Origin of the sequence: Orrella dioscoreae (assembly GCF_900089455.2) — a bacterium.
Classification (GTDB): domain Bacteria; phylum Pseudomonadota; class Gammaproteobacteria; order Burkholderiales; family Burkholderiaceae_B; genus Orrella; species Orrella dioscoreae.
In genome coordinates this window covers 709023-729351 of the sequence record NZ_LT907988.1, presented here as the reverse complement: position 1 = coordinate 729351, position 20329 = coordinate 709023, and the positions used below count along the sequence as shown (strand labels likewise).

Here is a 20329-nt window from a genome sequence, read left to right as displayed (position 1 = left end):
AATCAACAGTCCGATGGCGGCAAGGCAGGGATCACACGCGAAAACCGCGGCAGTCGCGGCACCGCCCGGCGGGCATTCATCTCCGTCCTTTAAAATGACCCGCATCCGCCGGACCACGCGGCCACCCGTTCACGGGCCTGCACGGTTCCCGCAACGATACACCCTTGCCACGGCGGGCAGGCCGCTCCCGGCAGGCCTGCCTCGCCCGACCTTACGCCACATCATTTCGCCCATGTCCAACACACCCGTCCGTACCCGCTTCGCCCCCTCGCCCACCGGCTTCCTGCACCTGGGCGGCGCGCGCACCGCGCTTTTCGCCTGGGCATTCGCCCGCCACCACGGCGGCACCTTCGTGCTGCGCATCGAGGACACCGACCTCGAGCGCTCGACGCCCGAGGCGGTCGAGGCCATCCTGCAGGGCATGGCGTGGCTGGGCCTGGACGCCGACGAAGGCCCCTTCTATCAGATGCAGCGCATGGACCGCTATCGCGAGGTGGTGGCGCAGATGCTGGAAGCCGGCACCGCCTATCGCTGCTACAGCACGCCCGAGGAAGTCGAGGCCATGCGCGAAGCCGCTCGCGCCGCGGGCCGCAAGCCGCGCTACGACGGCACCTGGCGCCCCGAGCCGGGCAAGACCCTGCCCGCCGTGCCGGAAGGCCGCCAGCCGGTGATCCGCTTCAAGAACCCGCTGGAGGGCGTCACCGCCTGGAACGACCTGGTCAAGGGGCCCATCAGCATCGACAACGGCGAGCTGGACGACCTCATCATCGCCCGCCCCGACGGCACCCCCACCTATAACTTCTGCGTGGTGGTCGACGACTGGGACATGCGCATCACCCACGTGCTGCGCGGCGACGACCACGTCAACAACACGCCGCGCCAGATCAACATCCTGCGCGCGCTGGGCGGCGAGTTGCCTGAATACGGCCACGTGCCGATGATCCTGGGCCCGGACGGCGAGAAGCTGTCCAAGCGCCACGGCGCGGTCAACCTGATGGAGTACGACGTCCAGGGCTACCTGCCCGAGGCCATGGTGAACTACCTGGCCCGCCTGGGCTGGAGCCACGGCGACGACGAGCTCTTCACCCGCGCCCAGCTCGTGGAGTGGTTCGACACGCGCAGCCTGTCGAAATCGGCATCGCAATGGGACCCCAAGAAACTGAACTGGGTGAACGCCCACTACATCAAGCAGGCCGACGACGCCTGGCTGGCCAACCACGTGTCGCCGCGCGTGGCCGCGCTTGGCGGCGACCCGCAGGCCGTGGACCTGGTCGCGGTGATCGGACTGCTGAAGGATCGCGCCGAAACGCTGGCGCAGCTGGCCGAAGGCGCCCTGCTGTTCTGCGGCCCGGCCCGTGAGGCCCCCGCCGAACTGGTGGCCCAGCACCTGACCGAGGACGCCCGTGCCGCGCTGCGCGACTTCGCCGCCCAGGCCGCCGCGGGCGACTGGACGCGCGAGGCGCTGAGCGCCGCGCTGAAAGCGGTGATGGCCGCGCGCGGCCTGAAGATGCCGCAAGTGGCGATTCCGCTGCGCGTGGCCGTCACCGGCCAGACGCAAACCCCCGCCATCGACGCGGTACTGGCCATCCTGGGCCGCGACGTCGTGCTGGCGCGGCTCGGCAAGATCTGATCGGCAACGGCATTGCTGGCGCCAGGCGCCGGCAATGCCCTCAAGGCATCATGTAGCCCGCAGGCATCTTGCGGGCCGTCATGCTGCCGGCGCCCGGCTGCCCTTCGCGGAACACCATGCGCGTGCCATCGACACGCTCGACGCGATAGGTGTTGCGGTAGATCGGGTCCTTGGCGTCCACCAGTTCGCCGTTGGAACGCGTGACGATGGTCGTGAATCCCCGCGCATCCTTCGCTTCCCAGCAACCCGACTCCCGCAATTCCGAGCGGATGTTGCGGCCGGCCTGGACCCGGGTTTCCATCTTGTAGCTGCCATCGGCAGACAGCACGAGCAGGCGGCGGAACTCGCCTTTCACGCCTTTCTGCTGGCTGACGGCATACCAGGTGGCGGCCAGCGCACCGGCTGCGGCGGGTGCCGCGGCGCAGACCGGCGCCTGGGCCGGCTGCGGCGGCGCGCCGGTAGCCGCGCGGCTGTCCCCCGGCTTGGCCGGGGTGGCCTGGCGCTGCCCGGCGCAGCCGGCCAGCAGGACGATCATCAGCGCGGATACCCCCGCGCGCACTGCGGAAATGGCCATGAAACCCTCGATGGCGGAGCCGGCGCGGCAACGCCCCACGCGTGCTGCCATGGGCGCCAAGCCCTCGCCGCCAATCTACCTGCGCGAGTGGGAGCGGGGCAATCGGAGATACGCCTTTTTGCATTCCCGCAACGTCGTGTTCAAATCGCGCCTTTTTTGCGGCATGTACCGGGCGCCCCGACAGTGGAAATGTGAGAGAGAAACCGAGCCGTCACATGACCCGGGGATGACAAGGGTTGCGACGCTGAAACGGCCGAAAAGCCGCGTCAGGGCGGAGGGTGATAGCAGTCACTACGCCCTTGCAGGCAAGCAGGCATGCGCGTACGCATTCAGTAACAACCCCGCTCGCCCGCCCGGCGGAAATTTGTTGAAGAGGTTACACTTACGCCACTAGAATTAGTGCCAACGCTGGTCACAGCCACCAGATGTTGTGGTTGGCACGGCGACGCACCCGATAGAAAAGCCCTCCCCGATGGGACAAACCTGCTTGCGTCGCAATCCTCCGTAATACAGCAACACACCGTACCGAACATCCCACAAGAGGCAGGCACCTTCGATGCCTGTCTATTTCTCGCACAGGAGCTTCCATGCAGACTTCGACCGCCGCTGACACGCGGCCTAGCGCCGTGCCGCAACAGCCCGCGACCACAGAGGCCCCCGCCACGGGGCAGTGGTCCGGTTACCACGTCATCCGCCGCAACGGCGCCGTCGTCGGCTTCGAGCCGGGCAAGATCGCCATCGCCATCACCAAGGCGTTCCTGGCGGTCAACGGTGGCCAGGGCGCCGCGTCCGCGCGAGTGCGCGAACTGGTCGACAACCTGACCCAGCAAGTGGTCAACGCCCTGCTGCGCAACCGCCCCAATGGCGGCACCTTCCATATCGAAGACATCCAGGACCAGGTCGAGCTGTCGCTGATGCGCTCGGGCGAGCATGACGCCGCGCGCGCCTACGTGCTGTATCGCGAGAAACGCGCCCAGGAGCGCGCCCACGCGCCCGCTGTCGCCTCCGATCCGCACCCCACCCTGAACGTCACCGAGAACGGCGCGCGCCGTCCGCTGGACCAGGGCGCGCTGCGCGCGACCATCGAAGCCGCCGGCGTCGGCCTGACCGAGTTCATCGACACCGAAGCCATCCTGCGCGAAACCATCAAGAACCTGTACGACGGCATCCCCGTCGACGAGGTCTACAAGTCCGCCATCCTGTCGGCGCGCTCGCTGGTGGAAAAGGATCCGGCCTACAGCCAGGTCACCGCCCGCCTGCTGCTGCACACGATCCGCAAGGAAGTGCTGGGCAAGGAAGTCTCGCAAGCCGAGATGCACACGGCCTACGCCGACTACTTCCCCACCTTCATCGCCCGCGGCATCGAGAACGGCCTGGTCTCGCCTGAACTGGCCAAGTACGACCTGCCCCGCATCTCCGCCGCGCTGAAGGCCGACCGCGACCTGCAGTTCAGCTACCTGGGCCTGCAGACCCTGTACGACCGCTACTTCCTGCACGTGCGCAACGTCCGCATCGAGCTGCCGCAGGTCTTCTTCATGCGCGTGGCCATGGGCCTGGCGCTGCGCGAAACCGACCGCGAAGCCCGCGCCATCGAGTTCTACGAGATCCTGTCCTCGTTCGACTTCATGAGCTCGACCCCCACGCTGTTCAACTCGGGCACCCTGCACTCGCAACTGTCGTCGTGCTACCTGACGACCGTGTCGGACGACCTGGAAGGCATCTACGACGCCATCAAGGAAAACGCCCTGCTGGCCAAGTACGCCGGCGGCCTGGGCAACGACTGGACCCCCGTGCGCGCGCTGCGCAGCCACATCAAGGGCACCAACGGCGAAAGCCAGGGCGTCGTGCCGTTCCTGAAGGTCGTCAACGACACCGCCGTGGCGGTGAACCAGGGCGGCAAGCGCAAGGGCGCGGTCTGCACGTACCTGGAAACGTGGCACCTGGACATCGAAGAGTTCCTGGAACTGCGCAAGAACACCGGCGACGAGCGCCGCCGCACCCACGACATGAACACGGCGAACTGGATTCCCGACCTGTTCATGAAGCGCGTCATGGAAGCCGGCGACTGGACCCTGTTCTCGCCCTCGGACTGCCCCGACCTGCATGACAAGGTGGGCAAGGACTTCGAAGTCGCCTATCTGGAATACGAACGCCGCACGACCACGGGCGAGCTGACGCTCTTCAAGAAGATGCCGGCGCTGACCCTGTGGCGCAAGATGCTCTCGATGCTGTTCGAGACCGGCCACCCCTGGATCACGTTCAAGGATCCTTGCAACATCCGCTCGCCGCAGCAGCACGTCGGCGTGGTGCACAGCTCGAACCTGTGCACGGAAATCACGCTGAACACCAACGACGAGGAAATCGCGGTGTGCAACCTGGGTTCGGTGAACCTGGTCGCCCACATGAAGCCCTCGGCCAATGGCGGCTTCGAGCTCGACCACGACAAGATCAAGCGCACGGTCACCATCGCCATGCGCATGCTCGACAACGTGATCGACATCAACTACTACGCCGTCAAGAAGGCGAAGGACTCCAACGAGCGCCATCGCCCCGTCGGCATGGGCATCATGGGCTTCCAGGATTGCCTGCAGATGATGCGCGTGCCCTACGCTTCGCAAGCGGCCGTCGAGTTCGCCGACCGTTCGATGGAAGCCGTGTGCTATCACGCCTATTCGGCCTCCAGCGACCTCGCGCAGGAACGCGGCCGCTACCCGTCGTACGAAGGTTCGCTGTGGTCGCGCGGCATCCTGCCGCAGGACACGCTGGCCATGCTGCAGGAAGAGCGCGGCGGCCACGTCGAGGTCGACACGTCGAGCACGCTGGACTGGGATGCGTTGCGCGCGCGCATCAAGCAAAACGGCATGCGGAATTCCAATTGCGTCGCGATTGCCCCAACCGCAACTATTTCCAATATCATTGGCGTGTCTGCGTGCATCGAACCGACCTACCAAAACTTGTACGTCAAATCGAATCTCTCCGGCGAGTTCACGGTTGTTAACGATTACCTCGTTCGCGATCTCAAGAAACTCGGTCTCTGGGACGAAGTCATGGTCGCCGACCTCAAGTACTTCGACGGCACCCTGTCCCGCATCGATCGCGTTCCCCCCGAACTCCGCAAGCTCTACGCCACGGCCTTCGAAGTCGAGCCGCAATGGCTGGTCGAGTGCGCGTCGCGCCGCCAGAAGTGGATCGATCAGGCACAGTCGCTCAACATCTACATGGCCGGCGCCTCGGGCAAGAAGCTCGATGAAACCTACAAGCTCGCATGGCTGCGTGGCCTGAAGACTACCTACTACCTCCGCACGCTGGGCGCCACCAGCGCGGAGAAGTCCACCGGCAAGGGTGGCGAACTGAACGCCGTCGCCACGGGAAGCACGTCTGTCGCCGCCTCGGCCGCCAGCACCGCCCCCAACCTGCCGGAACCCGAAATCCTCGGAGCGGTTTGCACCATGAAGCCGGGCGACCCCGGTTTCGAAGAGTGCGAAGCCTGCCAGTAACCACCGACTCCGGAGAAAACCATAATGCTCGATTGGGACGACGAACCCCGCCAACAACCGGCCACCAGCCCCGCCCCCGCGGGCGGTGACCGGCCCTCCGCCGAACCCGCGCGCGCCGCGGTCGGCGCATTCAACGACACGGCGCTGCAGCCGGCGGCCGCGCCGCAAGCTGCAGGCGCCGAAGGGACCGCACGCCGCGTCAGCGCCGCCGACAAGCGCATCATCAACGGCGAAACCGACGTCAACCAGCTGGTGCCGTTCAAGTACAAGTGGGCCTGGGAAAAGTACCTGGCCACCTGCGCCAACCACTGGATGCCGCAGGAAATCAACATGTCGCGCGACATCGCGCTGTGGAAGAACCCCAACGGCCTGACGGAAGACGAACGTCGCATCGTCAAGCGCAACCTGGGCTTCTTCGTCACGGCCGACTCGCTCGCGGCCAACAACATCGTGCTGGGCACCTACCGCCACATCACGGCGCCCGAATGCCGCCAGTTCCTGCTGCGCCAGGCATTCGAGGAAGCGATCCACACGCACGCCTACCAGTACATCGTCGAAAGCCTGGACCTCGATGAAGGCGAGATCTTCAACGCCTACAACGAAGTCCCGTCGATCCGCGCCAAGGACGAGTTCCTGATTCCGTTCATCGACGCCATCGCCGATCCGGACTTCAAGACCGGCACGCCCGAAGCCGACCAGACGCTGCTGAAGTCCCTGATCGTGTTCGCGTGCCTGATGGAAGGTCTCTTCTTCTACGTCGGCTTCACGCAGATCCTTGCGCTGGGCCGCCAGAACAAGATGACCGGCGCGGCCGAGCAGTACATGTACATCCTTCGCGATGAATCCATGCACTGCAACTTCGGCATCGACCTCATCAACACCGTCAAACTTGAGAATCCTCACTTGTGGACACCGGAATTTCGTGAGGAAATCCGAAATTTGTTCCTCAAGGCAGTGGAACTGGAATACGCTTACGCCGAAGACACGATGCCGCGCGGCGTCCTGGGCCTGAATGCATCGATGTTCAAGTCCTACCTGCGCTTCATCGCGAACCGGCGTTGCCAGCAGATCGGTCTCGAGCAGCTGTTCCCGCAGGAAGAGAATCCCTTCCCGTGGATGGCCGAGATGATTGATCTGAAGAAGGAACGAAACTTTTTCGAGACGCGAGTCATCGAGTACCAAACCGGAGGCGCGCTCAACTGGGAGTGAGCGTGCTTGCCCGGAGATGCTTTCCGGGTCAGGGGTAGTCGCGACACGCGCTTGGCAGCAGCAGTGAATACGGCAAGCGGCTGGAAACGGCCGCTTGCTGGCGCCATTTGAGATGGCTCGCGCCAAGGGGCGGGGGCCATATCAAATGGTCGTGCGGCATTCATTAGCGCAAACCGTCATGCCGTCGCCTTCAAGGGACGGCGGCTTGCGCCGATGAATAGCCCGGGCTGGTACCTCGCCCTCCGGGGCAGGCGCTTGCACGGGTTTAAGTTCTGGGACCCCTGAACCTAAGGAGCAAGACCATGGCAACTGCCAAGAAGGCCGCCAAGAAGGCGGTCAAGAAAGCCCCGGCCAAGAAAGCGGCCGTGAAGAAGACCCCGGCCGTCAAGAAAGTCGCGGCCAAGAAGCCCGCTGTGAAGAAGGTTGCCGCCAAGAAGGCGCCGGCCAAGAAAGCCGCAGTGAAGAAGGTCGCCGCCAAGAAGGCGCCGGCCAAGAAGGCTGCCGTCAAGAAAGCCGCTGTGAAGAAGGTTGCCGCCAAGAAGGCGCCGGCGAAGAAAGCCGCCGTCAAGAAGGTTGCCGCCAAGAAAGCCCCGGCGAAGAAAGCCGCGGTGAAGAAGGTTGCTGCCAAGAAGGCCCCGGCGAAGAAGGCCGCGGTCAAGAAGGTTGCTGCCAAGAAGCCCGCCGCCAAGAAGGCTGCCGCCACCAAGGCCCCCGCGGCCAAGAAGGCGCCTGCCAAGAAGGCTGCTGCCAAGAAGCCCGCTGCGAAGAAGCCCGCTGTGACGCCGCCGTCGACGGCTGCTGCACCGGGCGCCAAGACCGCGCTGAATCCCGCGGCTTCGTGGCCCTTCCCCACGGGCGGCCGCCCCTAATTCGGGCCGTCCTGAAAACCGCCCGGCGCCGCAAGGTACCGGGCGGTTTTTTTATTGCCTCCCCCCTGCCTGCATGCGTCCACCTCTTTCCCTGGATCCCCCTTGAAGCTGCCTCGCCCCCCTCGCATTGCCACCGTATTGCTCTTCGCCCTCGGTCTGTCGGGCTGCGTGACGCAGCCTCTCGGTAGCGGCCAGCACGAAAAGGAGCAGGCGGAATATGCGCAGATGCTGTATGTGATCGGCGAGGCCCTGAAGGCCGACATGGCGGTGGTGCTGGTGGCGGACCTGACGCCCCACAAATCGCTCGCCGACGCGGAAGGCATGAGCAAATGGACATCGAACGTCATCTGGACCCACGAGGCCAAGCCGGAGATCGCGTTCAGCCGTAAATTCCAGAACAACGAACTGCAACGCGACCCCAAGACCACCTATCTGTTCAAGGCGTTCGAGGTCCATATCCTGCCGCCCGGCAAATACCTGCTGACCGGGGGCGACGACTACCAGCTCAAGGCGACGCTCGACGCATTCGGCAAGAAGCCGGGCGCGACCGGCAGGGCACGCGGCGCGCGCGGCACGGCGTCCCTGACGCCCGAGACCTACCGCGAGTACTACCTCGAGATGAACTGGAAGGAAGGCACCACGCACACGCAGACCCGCACCCAGAAATACTGCACCACCATCCATCGGGCCTCGGGCAACTGCGTCGCCTGGGGCGAACAGCAATACGACGAGACGACGCCCGGCATGGGGGCCGGCTATTACCAGGACACGGATTCCCGCGACATCCCGGCGCTCAAGGTGCAGGTGCGCCTGCCTCCCAAGCAGGCGCTGGCGAGCTTCACGCTGCAGGGCGGGCAACTGGTGCTGAGCCAGCGCAGCCATCTGAAGACGCCGAGCTATCGCTACCGCCAGGGAAACTGCCGCAAGGTCGCCGCGGACAAGGTGGACTGCCCGTTGGAGGGCTTCACGGTGCATACGCTTGCGCCTCCCATGGACTTCACGCGCAACTATCTGGCCACCCGTGCCACGCTGAACGCCGAACAGCAGGCCCTGCTGTCGCGGCTCGTGCCGATGCAGGTCACTGTCCTGGGCCGCCAGGGGCCGGCCGATCCGGTCTGGGGCACGCCCATCTCGCTGCCTTGAATGCCCCCCGGCTCCAGACTCGTGCCCCGCCAACGCTTGCATGCGACAATGGCCGCCACAACTGACTGATACCTTTCCCCATGTTCGGCGACATCATCCGCTTCCTGCTTGAAATTGCGTTCACCCTGCTGGGCGCCGCGCTGCTCGCGCGCGCCTGGTTCATCGCGGTGCGCATGCATCCCTTCCACCCGGTGGTGCAGTCCATCAACCAGGCGACCAACTGGCTCGTCATGCCCTTGCGCAAGATCCTGCCCAACACCGGCAGGATCGACTGGGCCTGCCTGCTGGCGGCCTGGCTCGTGGCCCTGGTGTACCTGGTGCTGAGCTGGCTGGTGTCGACGGGGAGCATGGTGCCGGTGCAGTTGCTGCCGGCCGCGCTGGGCGCCGCGCTCCTCACCGTGGCCCGCTGGTCGTTGAACCTGGTGCTGTGGCTCACGCTGTTGCAGGTGGTGCTGTCCTGGGTCAACCCGGCCGCCCCCATGATGGGCCTGCTGCGCACGCTGACCGCCCCCTTGCTGGACCCGCTGCGCCGCATCCTGCCCAATATGGGCGGCATCGATCTCTCGCCGCTGGCGCTGCTGATCATCGCCCAGGTCCTGATGATGGTGCTGGCGCGCGTCAGCTACGGCATCTTCGGCGTCTGATCGCCTCTGCTGGCTACCCGGCGTTCCGTAAACGGGGCGCCAAACAAGAAGCCCGCCGACAAGGCGGGCTTCTTGCTGAACGGGCCAAGCCGTCCGAGGCGCTTACAGCGGCGCCACGCGGGTGGGGCCGGCGCCGCTGATGACCTGCACGCGCTGGCCCACGCTGACGGGCGTATCGGCTTCCTGGGCAACCACGCGGGTTTCGCCGTTGTCCAGACGGACCGAGATTTCGTAGCCCGAGGTGCGGCCCACGCGGTTCTCGACGGCATTACCGGCGATGGCACCCAGGATGGCGCCGCCCACGGTGGCGATGGCACGGCCCGTGCCGCCGCCCACGGCGTTGCCCGCGACGCCGCCCAGGGCACCGCCGGCCAGCACGCCTGCGCCGCTCGACTTGCTTTCCTGGATGCTGATGGGACGAACGCCCGTGACGGTACCGGTACGCACGATCTGTTCGCGCTGTGCCTGGTCATAGCTGTAGACCTGGCTGGAAGCGCTGTTGTTCGCGCAACCGGCCAGCACGCCAAGCGAAGCCGTCACGGCCGCAATGGCCATCCAGCGCGAGGCGCGCGATTGAATGGCGGTAGTCTGGGTGGTCGGCATGGTTTTCTCCTGATCGAGCGAATGACTCACGGGCAAATATTACCTGGGGCATTCGGACCAATAATAGTCCGATGGCAACAAGCTGCAACCCTTGGATTCTTCAGACGCGCGGGAGTTCTAGGCCATAAGTTTCAAGCAATTTCGCACTGATCTCGGCGCGCGAAGGCGCGTGGTTCTGGGGTCCCTGCGAAGCGATCTTGATGGCGCCCATCAGGTTGCCCAGCTTGCAGCTGTCCTCCCAGCTCCAACCCTCGATCAGGCCATACAGCAGGCCGGCGCGGTGCGAATCCCCGCAACCGGTAGGATCGACAACGCCGCCGGCCTTGACCGGCGCAATGATGATCTCGCGGCCTTCCGTGTAGAGCGTGGCGCCTTCGGCGCCGCGCGTCACGACGACCGCGCGCAGGCCTTGCGCGATGTCCTGCATGGAGCGGCCCAGGCGCTGCTCGACCACGCCGGCTTCGTAATCGTTGACCGTCATCGCCTGTGCCATGTCCAGCATGCGGGCCAGGTCGGCACCGTCGAACAGCGGCATGGCCTGCCCCAGGTCGAAGATGAACGGCACGCCGCCGGCATGCAGCCGCTCGGCGTGCGCGAACATGCCTTCCTTGGCATCCGGCCCCACCAGCGCCCAGCCAGCCTGCACCCCGGTCAGGTCGTTGCTGGCCGAGAAGGACATCGCCCCGGGGTGGAAGGCCGTGATCTGGTTGTCCGCCAGGTCAGTGGTGATGAAGCATTGCGCCGTCAGCGTGTCGGGCACCACCTTGATGCGCGAGGTGTCGATACCCAGATCCTGGAAACGCGCCAGGTAGTCCGTGGCGTCCTCGCCCACCGTGGCCACCGGCACGGGGGTGCCGCCCAGCAGGTGCAGGTTGTAGGCGATGTTGCCGGCGCAGCCGCCGAACTCCTTGCGCATGCGCGGCACGAGAAAGGACACGGCCAGCGTCTGGATGCGGTCTGGCAGGATGTGGTCCTTGAAATAGCCGTCGAACACCGCGATGGTGTCGAAGGCAACGGAACCGCACATCAGGACGGGCTTGCTCATGCTGGATAGACCTCAGGGAAAGAATTTATCGATTTGGTAACCATTGACGGACAGGCCACCGGTGCGCAGCGGCACGGCAAGCGTGACCTCCTCGCCCGCGGCCAACGGTCCGCGCTGCCGCCCGCCCGGCAGGTAGTCGGCGGCGGTCAGCATGCGGCGCGCCACGACCGTGTCGGACAGGTCGGTCAGGCTCAGCATGAGCGCGGGCCACTCCTGCGGCTGGGTATAACGATTGCGCAACACCACATGCAGGATGAGGTCGGGACGCCCGGTATCGGGGCGCCCGGACTCGTTCGCCCCCGCCGATCCGGCGGGCGGCGGCTGCAGCGACGACGACATGATGGAGATGCGCTCGGCCCGGCGAGCATAGCCCACCTTGCATTGCAAAGGCTGGCACAGCAGTTCCAGGGCCGGACGCAACGTAGGGACGGCCAGGGCCAGTTGCGTGCGATAGACGAGCAGGCCCTGCCCCACCGCGAGCAGCAGGGCGAGCACGCATGCCCAGCCCCAAAGCTGGCGGCGCAGCCGCGCGCGCTGCAGCAGGTCGTCGTCGAGAAAGGCGGGCGACGGCGCGGCAACGGGATCGCGGCCCGGATAGATGCCATCGGCCGGCCTTGGCGCGAAGCCGTCATCTTCCGGCATCCGCGCAAGGATAGGGCTGTCCTCGCCGTCCGCGGCCTGCAGGTTCGCGCCCGCCGCGGGTGCCTCCACGCGGCGCGTGCGCCACACGAAAGGCGCCGCCGAGGAAGGTGGCGCGCCATCGGGCAGGAACATGGCGGGTTCGCGCGCGCGATCCGGCGCCATGGCCTCGTCGTCATCGTCCAACGCACCGTCCTGCTCGCGCTGCGCGCTGTGGCGCAACATGTCGGCGCGATTGCGCAGGACCGCCGGCGGCTGCCTGCGAGGCAGGGGCTCATCGGCCGACGTCAGGCAGGCATAGCCGTCGAACACCGCCGCGCAATTGCCGCAACGCACCAGCCCGCCGCGCAGGCGCAACTGCTCGGCCTGTACCTTGAAGGTGGCGCCGCATTGCGGGCAACGGGTGTTCATGACCATCGGGATGCGTCCCGGCCCGCGGCCTAGCTTCGCTGGCCGTGCAGGCAAACCCAGCCATCGCGGGTCTGCCAGACGGACAGGGCAATCCAGGGCGCATACGCGGCGGCGACCTCCTCGGCCTGGCGGGCCAGCACGCCGGACAGCACCAGATGGCCGCCCGAGGCCACGCGGCCGGCCAGCATGGGCGCCAGCACCTTGAGCGGATTGGAGAGGATGTTGGCCACGACCACGTCGCTCTGGCCGTCGGGCAAGCCATCGGGCAACGCCGCCAGGACAGCCACGCCGTTGACGCCGGCATTGTCCAGCGTGGCTTGCACTGCCTGCTCGTCGATGTCGATGCCGCGCGTGAGGCCTGCGCCCAGCTTGCGGGCCGCGATGGCAAGAATGCCCGAGCCGCAGCCATAATCCAGCACCGTCGCGCCTTGCGGCAGGCACTCGGCCAGCCATTCCAGGCAAAGATGGGTGGTGGGATGGCTGCCGGTGCCGAATGCCAGGCCCGGATCCAGCTGGATGGCGATGCGCGTGTCGGAGGCCTGCGGCGCGGGCACCTCGTCGGCGTGCCAGCTCGGCACGATGAGGATGCGCTCGCCCACGTGGATGGGGCCGAACTGCGATTGGGTCAATCGCACCCAATCGGCATCCGGCACGTCGCGCAGATGCCAGTCGCGCACGGCCTCGGCCGGCACGCCGCTATCGAGCAGGGCGGCTTCGATCAGTTGGGCGGGGTCCGCGCCATCGGGCAACAGCGCCACGACGCGGTTGCGATCCCAGGCCAGGGTCTCGGGTTCCAGGCCAGGCTCGCCAAACAGGGGTTTCTCGGCATCGGTGTCGCTGTCGGCATCCTCGACGGACACGGACAGGGCGCCAGCTTCGAGCAGCGCGTCGGACCAGGCTTCGGCCAGGTCTCCCGGGCAGGACAGCACCAGTTCACGCATAGTGTTTTTCCATCATCAAACCAGGTGGACGATCCACCCGGCATAAGCGCCTGCGTCTCCGATCCGGGCCACCGCGGAGCCGGCTCTGCCGGTCCGCCAGTGGCGCCCCCTGGGGGGGAAGCGCCGCAGGCGCTTCGGGGGGGACCGCTACGGACGTTGTTCCAGCTTGTGCTCCAGGTAGTGGATGCTGGTGCCGCCTTCGATGAAGCGGGCATCCTGCAGCAACTCGCGGTGCAGCGCAATGTTGGTGGAGATGCCCTCGACCACCATTTCGGACAGCGCGATGCGCATGCGCGCGAGCGCCTGCTCACGCGTGTCGCCATAGGTGATGACCTTGGCGATCATCGAGTCGTAGTTGGGCGGGACGAAATAGCCGTTGTAGACGTGCGAGTCGATCCGCACGCCCGGGCCGCCCGGCACGTGCCAGTTGGTGATGCGGCCGGGGCTGGGCGTGAAGCGGAAAGGATCTTCGGCGTTGATGCGGCACTCGATCGAGTGGCCCTTGAACGCGATGTCGCGCTGGCGCAGCAGGAACTTCTCGCCGGCGGCGATCAGGATCTGCTGCTGGACGATGTCCACGCCCGTGATGAGCTCGGTGACCGGGTGCTCGACCTGGACGCGCGTGTTCATCTCGATGAAGTAGAACTCGCCGTTCTCGAACAGGAACTCGAAGGTGCCCGCGCCGCGGTAGCCCATCTTGCGGCAGGCATCCGCGCAGCGGTCGCCGATGCGCTCGATGAGGCGGCGGGTGATGCCGGGGGCCGGCGCTTCCTCGATGACCTTCTGGTGGCGGCGCTGCATGGAGCAGTCGCGCTCGCCCAGCCAGACGGCGTTGCGGCCGCCGTCGGCCAGCACCTGGATCTCGACGTGGCGCGGGTTCTCGAGGAACTTCTCGAGGTAGACCTCGGGGTTGTTGAACGCGGCGCCCGCTTCCGACTTGGTCATGGTGACCGCGTTCAGCAGCGCTGCTTCGGTGTAGACCACGCGCATGCCGCGGCCGCCACCGCCACCGGCGGCCTTGATGATGACCGGGTAGCCGACTTCACGCGCGATGCGCAGGACTTCCTGGGGGTCGTCGGGCAGCGCGCCTTCCGAGCCGGGCACCACGGGCACGCCGGCTTCGATCATGGCGTGCTTGGCGCTGACCTTGTCGCCCATCAGGCGAATGGTCTCGGGGCGCGGGCCGATGAAGACGAAACCGCTCTTTTCCACGCGCTCGGCGAAATCGGCGTTCTCGGAGAGAAAGCCGTAGCCGGGGTGGATGGCTTCAGCGTCGGTGACTTCGGCGGCCGAAATGATGGCCGGCATGTTCAGGTAGCTGTCGCGCGACGGCGCCGGCCCGATGCAGACGGACTCGTCGGCCAGGCGGACGTACTTGGCCTCGCGGTCCGCCTCGGAATGCACCACCACGGTCTTGATGCCCAGCTCCCGGCACGCACGCTGGATGCGCAGGGCAATCTCGCCACGGTTGGCAATAAGGATTTTTTCGAACATATCAACCAATCACGAACAAGGGTTGGCCGTACTCGACGGGCTCGCCGTTCTCGATCAGGATTTCCTTGATGACGCCGGACTTGTCGGCTTCGATTTCGTTGAGCAGCTTCATCGCTTCGATGATGCAGAGGGCGTCGCCTTCCTTGACGGTCTGGCCGACTTCGACGAAAGGCTGCGCGCCGGGGTTGGGCGCGCGGTAGAAGGTGCCGACCATGGGCGCCTTCACCAGGTGGCCCTGGGGCACTGCCGGCGCAGCGGGCGCGGCGGCTTCGGCCGGGGCGGCGGCGGGGGCGCCGGCCGCGACGACGGGCGCCTGGGCGTAGATGGGCTGCGGCGTGGCGGCGGGTTGCGAGAACTTGACGATGCGAACCTTGCCCTCGCCCTCAGTGATCTCGAGTTCGGCGATGCCCGATTCCGCCACGAGGTCGATCAGGGTTTTGAGTTTTCGGAGATCCATACAAGACTTTCCATAAAGTGCGTGGCCGCTACCCGCCGGACGGGACGCCACAGAAAAATTGAAACGAGCAAGGCGTGGCAGGTGCCACGCCGGAGATCAGTACGCCACGGCGTAACGCAGGGCGGCTTCGTAGCCAAACGTGCCCAGGCCCGCCACGACACCCACCGCCTGGTCGGACAGATAGGAGTGGTGGCGGAAGGGCTCGCGCTTGTAGACGTTGGAGACGTGAACCTCGATGAACGGGATGGCCACGCCAGCCAATGCGTCCCTCAATGCCACGCTGGTGTGCGTGTAGGCGCCGGCATTGATGATGATGAACTCGACCGACTCGCGCGCCGCGCGCTGGATCCGGTCGACCAACTCTCCTTCGTGATTGGACTGGGCGCTTTCGACGGAAACGCCCAACTCCCGGCCAAGGACGGCAAGCCGCTCATCGACCTGCGCCAGCGTGACGCTGCCGTAAAGTTGCGGTTCCCGCGTGCCCAGCAGATTGAGGTTGGGACCGTTGAGAACCAGGATGCGTTGCGCCATTTTGTCGGCAGAAGTTAACGATAGACCGTTTTTTTACGTCAAAACGGGGCTTGTTGTCCATCGTGACAACTAGGTGTACCGATCTAGCGAACGGGCCAGGTCATCGGGGTTGATCTGCCCCAGAACCTTGCGGGATACCGTCCCATCTGCGTCGAAAATGAGCGTAAAAGGCAGCCCGCCTGCGGCGTTGCCCAGCCCCCTGACAATATCGATACCGCCATGCCCCGCGACCAGCAGGGGATACCCCACCGGCACCTTTTCGGAAAATGCGCGCATGTTGTCCGCGGAATCGATGCCGATGCCGACAAAGTGCACGCCCGGATATTTCTTGTGCAAGGCGTCCAGGTCGGGCATTTCCTTGACACAGGGGGGGCACCAGGTGGCCCAGAAGTTGACCAGCATCGGCTTGCCGCGGAAGCTTTCCATGGCGACGGGCTTGCCGGACAGGTCAGGCAAGGTCAGCGCATAGAGGTCTGTCGGCGCGGCCGCCGCGGCCGTGCCCGGGGCGGCGCGCTCGGCGCCCGGCCCCATGCGGGAGGACTCGCGCCAGGCGAACCAGCCTCCGCCAATCATGGCGGCCACGCCCAGGGCGCCGGAAAGAAAGACTCGACGTTTCATGCGCGAATGATAACCGCCCGGGCCACTACAATGCAGGCCGGAGGTTTCCATGCATCTGCACATATTAGGGATCTGCGGCACGTTCATGGGCGGACTGGCCCTGATCGCCCGCGCCGCGGGACATCGCGTGACCGGCTGCGACGCCGGGGTCTACCCCCCCATGAGCACGCAGCTCGCGGAACAGGGCATCGACCTGATCGAGGGCTTCAGCCCCGACCAGCTGGCGCTCAAGCCCGACCTGTACGTCATCGGCAACGTGGTCTCGCGCGGCAATCCGCTCATGGAGGCCATCCTGGAATCCGGCGCGGCCTATACCTCCGGTCCGCAATGGCTGGGCGAGCACGTGCTGCGCCAGCGCCACGTCCTGGCCGTGGCCGGCACCCACGGCAAGACGACCACCAGTTCGATGCTGGCCTGGATCCTGGAATACGCGGGCCTGGCGCCCGACTTCCTGATCGGCGGCGTGGCCAGCGACCTGAAAGTCTCGGCCCGACACGCCCCCGGCGCGCGGCACTTCGTGATCGAGGCGGATGAATACGACACGGCGTTCTTCGACAAGCGCTCGAAGTTCGTGCACTACCGTCCGCGCACGGCCATCCTGAACAATCTTGAATACGATCACGCGGACATCTTCCCCGATCTGGCCGCCATCGAAACCCAGTTCCACCACCTGGTGCGCACGATCCCCGGCAGCGGCCGCATCGTGCTGCCCACGGATTGCGAGGCGCTCGAACGCGTGCTGGCGCGCGGATGCTGGTCGGAAAGCGTGCGGATCGGCGACGAAGCCGGCTGGTCAGGCCAGCCGCTGGACGCACAGTCCTTCCGCGTGCTGCACGCGGGCAGGCCCGTGGGCGAGGTCCACTGGGCGTTGACCGGCGCGCACAACCAGGCCAATGCCCTGGCGGCGCTGGCGGCGGCCGAGCACGTGGGCGTGGCGCCCGCGACCGCGATCGCGGCGCTGTCGGCCTTCGGCGGCGTGAAGCGCCGCATGGAATTGCGCGGCGAAGTGCGTGGCGTGGCCGTCTATGACGACTTCGCCCACCACCCCACCGCCATCGCCACCACCCTGGACGGCCTGCGCCGGCAGGTGGGCGACGCCCGCATCCTGGCGGTGCTGGAGCCGCGCTCGAACACCATGAAGCTGGGCACCATGGCCGCCCGCCTGCCGCAAGCCCTGGCGCTGGCCGACCGCGTCTATTGCTTCGGCGCGCGCGAAGGCAAGCATGCGCTGGGCTGGGACCCGGCGCAGGTCCTGGCCCCCCTGGGCGGCCGCGCCAGCGGCTGGGACGACCTGGACGCACTGGTGGCGGCGGTCGCCCGGGAAGCCCGCGCCGGTGACAAGGTGCTGGTCATGAGCAATGGCGGCTTCGGCGGCATCCACGGCAAGCTGCTCACCGCGCTGGCCTCGCCGGCAAGCTGACCCCTCTCCACGACAGGCCCCGGCATGCTCCTTTATCTACACGGCTTTCGCTCCTCGCCCCAGTCCTACAAGGCCCAGCTCACCGCCAAGACCCTGAGCGCGCTGGGCATGCAGCGCTGGTGGCGTTGCCCGCAACTGCCCGTGTCGCCCCGCGAGGCCGCCCAACTGGCCCTGGCCGAGGCGGAAAGCCTGCTGGCCGGGCCGCGCTGGCCGGGCTGCCCCGACGGGCCCGACGGGCTGACGGTGGTGGGCTCGTCGCTGGGCGGCTACTACGCCACCTGGCTGGCCGAGCGGCTGGGCTGCCGGGCCGTGCTGCTGAATCCCGCGGTGCTGGCCGCCCGCGCCCTGGCGGCGCAGGTCGGCGAGCACCAGATGTATCATTCGGACGCGCCGATGACGTTCCTGCCCGAATACCTGGACGAGCTGGACGCCCTGCATGTGCCGCGACTGACACGCCCCGAGCGCTATTTCCTCATTGCCGCCACCGGCGACGAGGTGCTCGACTGGCGCGACATGCGCGACTACGCCGCCGGCTGCAGGCAGCACATCATCGAAGGCGGCGACCACGCGCTCTCCGGCTTCGAGCGCTGGTTGCCCCTGGTGCTGGCCTTCGCGAACCTGCCGGCGCCGCCCTCCCCGGCCTCACCCTGACACTCCGCTCGCCGCGACCAGCGCGGCGGCCCCCCGGTATCCATAGGCATTGACGATGTATCTGTTTTACGAAGAAGACGGCGGTTTCAAGGCAGGCCGTATCCTGTCGGAGGCCGACGCCAGCCTGCAGGTCGAATCGGAGTCGGGCAAGCGCAGCAAGATCAAGACGGCCAGCGCGCTGTTCAAGTTCGACGCGCCCGACGCCCCCGCGTTGATCGCCCAGGCGCAACAGCAGGCAGAGGGCATCGACCTGCCCTTCCTGTGGGAATGCGCGCCGCAGGATGAGTTCGACGCCACGGAATTCGCCGCCGACTATTACGGCCATGCCCCCGGCGCCGTCGAAAAGGCCGCGCTGATCCTGGCGCTGCACGGCGCGCCCGTGTATTTCCACCGGCGCGGCAAGGGCCGCTACCGTCCCGCCCCCCCCGACATCCTGGCAGCGGCGCTGGCCGCGCTGGAGAAGAAGCGCCTGGCCGCCGAGCAGCAGGCCAGCTGGGTCGACGACATGGCCGCGGGCCGCCTGCCCGAGGCCATCGGCGCCATCGCCGAAACCCTGCTGGTGCGGCCCGACAAGAACGGCATGCCCTGGAAGGCCCTGGAGGCTGCCTGCACCCGCCTGCAGAAGACGCCGGAGCGCCTGCTGCTGGACCTGGGCGCGTGGCCGCATGCGCTGGCCCTGCACAAGCGCCGCTTCCTGGCGACCTATTTCCCGCGCGGCATCGATTTCGGCGACATCACCCTGCCCGCCCTGCCCGACGGCCTGCCCGAGGCCGAGGTCACCGCCTATTCGGTGGATGATGTCACCACCACTGAAATCGACGACGCCCTGTCCGTGAGCGTGCTGCCCGACGGCCGCGTTCGCGTGGGCGTGCACATTGCGGCGCCGGCCCTGGCGGTCACCCGCGACAGCGACCTCGACAAGCTCGCGCGCGCGCGCCTGTCCACGGTCTACATGCCGGGCGACAAGATCCCCATGCAGCCCGATGCGGTGAACGATGCGTTCTCGCTGGAAGCGGGCCGCCCCGTGCCGGCCCTGTCGCTGTACGTGACGGCCGACCCGGCGACGGGCGAGATCGCGGCCACCGAGACGCGCCTGGAACGCCTGACGGTCAAGGAGAACCTGCGCCACAACATGCTGGACGGGCAGGTCACCGAAGCCGCGCTGCAGGACCCGGACGCGCCGCTGCCCTACGCCGACTGGCTGCGTCCGCTCTGGCAACTGGCCCAGGCGCTGTCGGCCCAGCGCGACATCGTGCGCGGCAAGACCGAGAACAACACGCGGGTGGAATACAGCTTCTACCTGGACGGCAACCCCGACGATCCCGACACGCCCGTGCGCCTGGTGCCCCGCCAGCGCAACGCGCCGCTGGACCGCCTGGTGGCCGAATACATGATCCTGGCCAACCGGGTCTGGGGCGGCCTGCTGGACGAGTGCGGCGTGCCCGGCATCTATCGCTCGCAGCAGGCGGGCCGCGTGCGCATGAGCACGCAGTCGCTGCCCCACGAGGCGATCGGCGTGCCGCAGTACGCCTGGAGCACCTCGCCGCTGCGCCGCTACGTCGACCTGGTGAACCAGCGCCAGTTGATCGCCGCCGCCGAACACGGCGTGTCGGCCCGCCTGGTGGCGCCGTACAAGCCGCGCGACGCGGATCTCTTCGCCATCATCGGCGCCTTCGACGCCCAGTACGCCGCCTGGGGCGAGTTCCAGTCGAACCTGGAACGCTACTGGTGCCTGCGCTGGCTGGCGCAGCAAGGCATCACGCGCACCCGCGCGCAGGTGCTGCGCGAAGACCTGGTGCGCCTGTCGTGCGCCCCCTTCGTGACGCGGGTGGGCGGCCTGCCCGAACTGGAACGTGGCCAGGAGGTCGAACTGGACATCCTGGGCGCGGACGAGCTGGCGCTGACGCTGGACTGCCGCTACGTCTCGACGGTGGAATCCGCCTGAGCCGGGCG

The 20329-nt window shown here is 66.9% G+C and carries 18 protein-coding genes; 9 read left to right on the top strand and 9 right to left on the bottom strand.

Annotated features, from left to right (window positions below; genetic code table 11):
- Window positions 1–232 precede the first annotated feature (232 nt).
- On the top strand, window positions 233–1630 hold the full coding sequence (gene gltX / locus ODI_RS03465) for a glutamate--tRNA ligase (protein WP_098020828.1): 1398 nt from the start codon (window positions 233–235) through the stop codon (window positions 1628–1630).
- Between the two features lie 40 nt (window positions 1631–1670).
- Here the strand turns inward: gltX and ODI_RS03460 are convergent, their stop codons facing one another.
- Complete coding sequence (locus ODI_RS03460) at window positions 1671–2204, bottom strand: hypothetical protein (RefSeq protein ID WP_067749717.1); 534 nt, start codon at window positions 2202–2204, stop codon at window positions 1671–1673.
- 587 nt (window positions 2205–2791) lie between these two features.
- Between ODI_RS03460 and ODI_RS03455 the strand changes: the two genes are divergently transcribed.
- From ODI_RS03455 to ODI_RS03435, 5 genes are all read left to right on the top strand, one after another.
- Complete coding sequence (locus ODI_RS03455; RefSeq protein ID WP_067749568.1) at window positions 2792–5701, top strand: ribonucleoside-diphosphate reductase subunit alpha; 2910 nt, start codon at window positions 2792–2794, stop codon at window positions 5699–5701.
- A gap of 24 nt (window positions 5702–5725) precedes the next feature.
- Window positions 5726–6910 (top strand): ribonucleotide-diphosphate reductase subunit beta, encoded by a 1185-nt coding sequence (locus ODI_RS03450; RefSeq protein WP_067749566.1) that lies wholly within the window; start codon window positions 5726–5728, stop codon window positions 6908–6910.
- Between the two features lie 302 nt (window positions 6911–7212).
- A complete protein-coding gene (locus ODI_RS03445; RefSeq protein WP_067749564.1) occupies window positions 7213–7779 on the top strand; it encodes a histone H1-like DNA-binding protein in 567 nt (188 codons plus the stop codon).
- A gap of 102 nt (window positions 7780–7881) precedes the next feature.
- Window positions 7882–8922: a hypothetical protein gene (locus tag ODI_RS03440; RefSeq protein ID WP_067749562.1), complete on the top strand. Its 1041-nt coding sequence runs from the start codon at window positions 7882–7884 to the stop codon at window positions 8920–8922.
- Between the two features lie 80 nt (window positions 8923–9002).
- Window positions 9003–9566 carry a YggT family protein gene (locus tag ODI_RS03435; protein WP_067749559.1) on the top strand — a complete coding sequence of 188 codons (564 nt, stop codon included), beginning with the start codon at window positions 9003–9005 and terminating at the stop codon, window positions 9564–9566.
- A 102-nt stretch (window positions 9567–9668) separates the two neighbouring features.
- Here the strand turns inward: ODI_RS03435 and ODI_RS03430 are convergent, their stop codons facing one another.
- The 8 genes from ODI_RS03430 to ODI_RS03395 all read right to left on the bottom strand — a co-directional run bounded on the left by ODI_RS03430 (window position 9669) and on the right by ODI_RS03395 (window position 16305).
- The gene (locus ODI_RS03430) at window positions 9669–10169 is read right to left on the bottom strand and encodes an outer membrane lipoprotein (protein ID WP_067749558.1); all 501 of its coding nucleotides are present in this window, start codon (window positions 10167–10169) and stop codon (window positions 9669–9671) included.
- Between the two features lie 100 nt (window positions 10170–10269).
- Window positions 10270–11214 carry a carbohydrate kinase family protein gene (locus ODI_RS03425; protein WP_067749556.1) on the bottom strand — a complete coding sequence of 315 codons (945 nt, stop codon included), beginning with the start codon at window positions 11212–11214 and terminating at the stop codon, window positions 10270–10272.
- A 12-nt stretch (window positions 11215–11226) separates the two neighbouring features.
- Window positions 11227–12264, bottom strand: a complete 1038-nt coding sequence (locus tag ODI_RS03420) for a DUF3426 domain-containing protein (RefSeq protein ID WP_331716311.1) — start codon at window positions 12262–12264, stop codon at window positions 11227–11229.
- A 29-nt stretch (window positions 12265–12293) separates the two neighbouring features.
- Window positions 12294–13205, bottom strand: a complete 912-nt coding sequence (gene prmA, locus ODI_RS03415) for a 50S ribosomal protein L11 methyltransferase (protein ID WP_067749552.1) — start codon at window positions 13203–13205, stop codon at window positions 12294–12296.
- A gap of 147 nt (window positions 13206–13352) precedes the next feature.
- Window positions 13353–14699 carry an acetyl-CoA carboxylase biotin carboxylase subunit gene (accC, locus tag ODI_RS03410; protein ID WP_067749550.1) on the bottom strand — a complete coding sequence of 449 codons (1347 nt, stop codon included), beginning with the start codon at window positions 14697–14699 and terminating at the stop codon, window positions 13353–13355.
- Window position 14700: 1 nt separating this feature from the next.
- Entirely contained in the window at window positions 14701–15156 is a 456-nt protein-coding gene (gene accB / locus ODI_RS03405; protein ID WP_067749548.1) for an acetyl-CoA carboxylase biotin carboxyl carrier protein, read from the bottom strand.
- A 96-nt stretch (window positions 15157–15252) separates the two neighbouring features.
- Window positions 15253–15687 carry a type II 3-dehydroquinate dehydratase gene (gene aroQ, locus ODI_RS03400; protein ID WP_067749545.1) on the bottom strand — a complete coding sequence of 145 codons (435 nt, stop codon included), beginning with the start codon at window positions 15685–15687 and terminating at the stop codon, window positions 15253–15255.
- 69 nt (window positions 15688–15756) lie between these two features.
- Window positions 15757–16305 (bottom strand): TlpA family protein disulfide reductase, encoded by a 549-nt coding sequence (locus ODI_RS03395; RefSeq protein WP_067749542.1) that lies wholly within the window; start codon window positions 16303–16305, stop codon window positions 15757–15759.
- A 49-nt stretch (window positions 16306–16354) separates the two neighbouring features.
- On the opposite strand from ODI_RS03395, the gene mpl reads away from it, so the two are divergent.
- From mpl to ODI_RS03380, 3 genes are read left to right on the top strand one after another with little or no spacing between them, the layout of a single operon-like run.
- A complete protein-coding gene (gene mpl / locus ODI_RS03390; protein WP_067749540.1) occupies window positions 16355–17725 on the top strand; it encodes a UDP-N-acetylmuramate:L-alanyl-gamma-D-glutamyl-meso-diaminopimelate ligase in 1371 nt (456 codons plus the stop codon).
- Window positions 17726–17749: 24 nt separating this feature from the next.
- The gene (locus ODI_RS03385) at window positions 17750–18376 is read left to right on the top strand and encodes a YqiA/YcfP family alpha/beta fold hydrolase (protein ID WP_067749538.1); all 627 of its coding nucleotides are present in this window, start codon (window positions 17750–17752) and stop codon (window positions 18374–18376) included.
- 55 nt (window positions 18377–18431) lie between these two features.
- Window positions 18432–20321, top strand: a complete 1890-nt coding sequence (locus tag ODI_RS03380; RefSeq protein ID WP_067749536.1) for a ribonuclease catalytic domain-containing protein — start codon at window positions 18432–18434, stop codon at window positions 20319–20321.
- Window positions 20322–20329 lie beyond the last annotated feature (8 nt).

What these genes read in the sequence shown, in the direction of transcription:
- gltX (WP_098020828.1), top strand. Translation starts at nt 233, where the DNA reads ATGTCCAACACACCCGTCCGTACCCGCTTCGCCCCCTCGCCCACCGGC.
- ODI_RS03460 (WP_067749717.1), bottom strand. Translation starts at nt 2,204, where the DNA reads ATGGCCATTTCCGCAGTGCGCGCGGGGGTATCCGCGCTGATGATCGTC.
- ODI_RS03455 (WP_067749568.1), top strand. Translation starts at nt 2,792, where the DNA reads ATGCAGACTTCGACCGCCGCTGACACGCGGCCTAGCGCCGTGCCGCAA.
- ODI_RS03450 (WP_067749566.1), top strand. Translation starts at nt 5,726, where the DNA reads ATGCTCGATTGGGACGACGAACCCCGCCAACAACCGGCCACCAGCCCC.
- ODI_RS03445 (WP_067749564.1), top strand. Translation starts at nt 7,213, where the DNA reads ATGGCAACTGCCAAGAAGGCCGCCAAGAAGGCGGTCAAGAAAGCCCCG.
- ODI_RS03435 (WP_067749559.1), top strand. Translation starts at nt 9,003, where the DNA reads ATGTTCGGCGACATCATCCGCTTCCTGCTTGAAATTGCGTTCACCCTG.
- ODI_RS03430 (WP_067749558.1), bottom strand. Translation starts at nt 10,169, where the DNA reads ATGCCGACCACCCAGACTACCGCCATTCAATCGCGCGCCTCGCGCTGG.
- ODI_RS03425 (WP_067749556.1), bottom strand. Translation starts at nt 11,214, where the DNA reads ATGAGCAAGCCCGTCCTGATGTGCGGTTCCGTTGCCTTCGACACCATC.
- ODI_RS03420 (WP_331716311.1), bottom strand. Translation starts at nt 12,264, where the DNA reads ATGAACACCCGTTGCCCGCAATGCGGCGCCACCTTCAAGGTACAGGCC.
- prmA (WP_067749552.1), bottom strand. Translation starts at nt 13,205, where the DNA reads ATGCGTGAACTGGTGCTGTCCTGCCCGGGAGACCTGGCCGAAGCCTGG.
- accC (WP_067749550.1), bottom strand. Translation starts at nt 14,699, where the DNA reads ATGTTCGAAAAAATCCTTATTGCCAACCGTGGCGAGATTGCCCTGCGC.
- accB (WP_067749548.1), bottom strand. Translation starts at nt 15,156, where the DNA reads ATGGATCTCCGAAAACTCAAAACCCTGATCGACCTCGTGGCGGAATCG.
- aroQ (WP_067749545.1), bottom strand. Translation starts at nt 15,687, where the DNA reads ATGGCGCAACGCATCCTGGTTCTCAACGGTCCCAACCTCAATCTGCTG.
- ODI_RS03395 (WP_067749542.1), bottom strand. Translation starts at nt 16,305, where the DNA reads ATGAAACGTCGAGTCTTTCTTTCCGGCGCCCTGGGCGTGGCCGCCATG.
- mpl (WP_067749540.1), top strand. Translation starts at nt 16,355, where the DNA reads ATGCATCTGCACATATTAGGGATCTGCGGCACGTTCATGGGCGGACTG.
- ODI_RS03385 (WP_067749538.1), top strand. Translation starts at nt 17,750, where the DNA reads ATGCTCCTTTATCTACACGGCTTTCGCTCCTCGCCCCAGTCCTACAAG.
- ODI_RS03380 (WP_067749536.1), top strand. Translation starts at nt 18,432, where the DNA reads ATGTATCTGTTTTACGAAGAAGACGGCGGTTTCAAGGCAGGCCGTATC.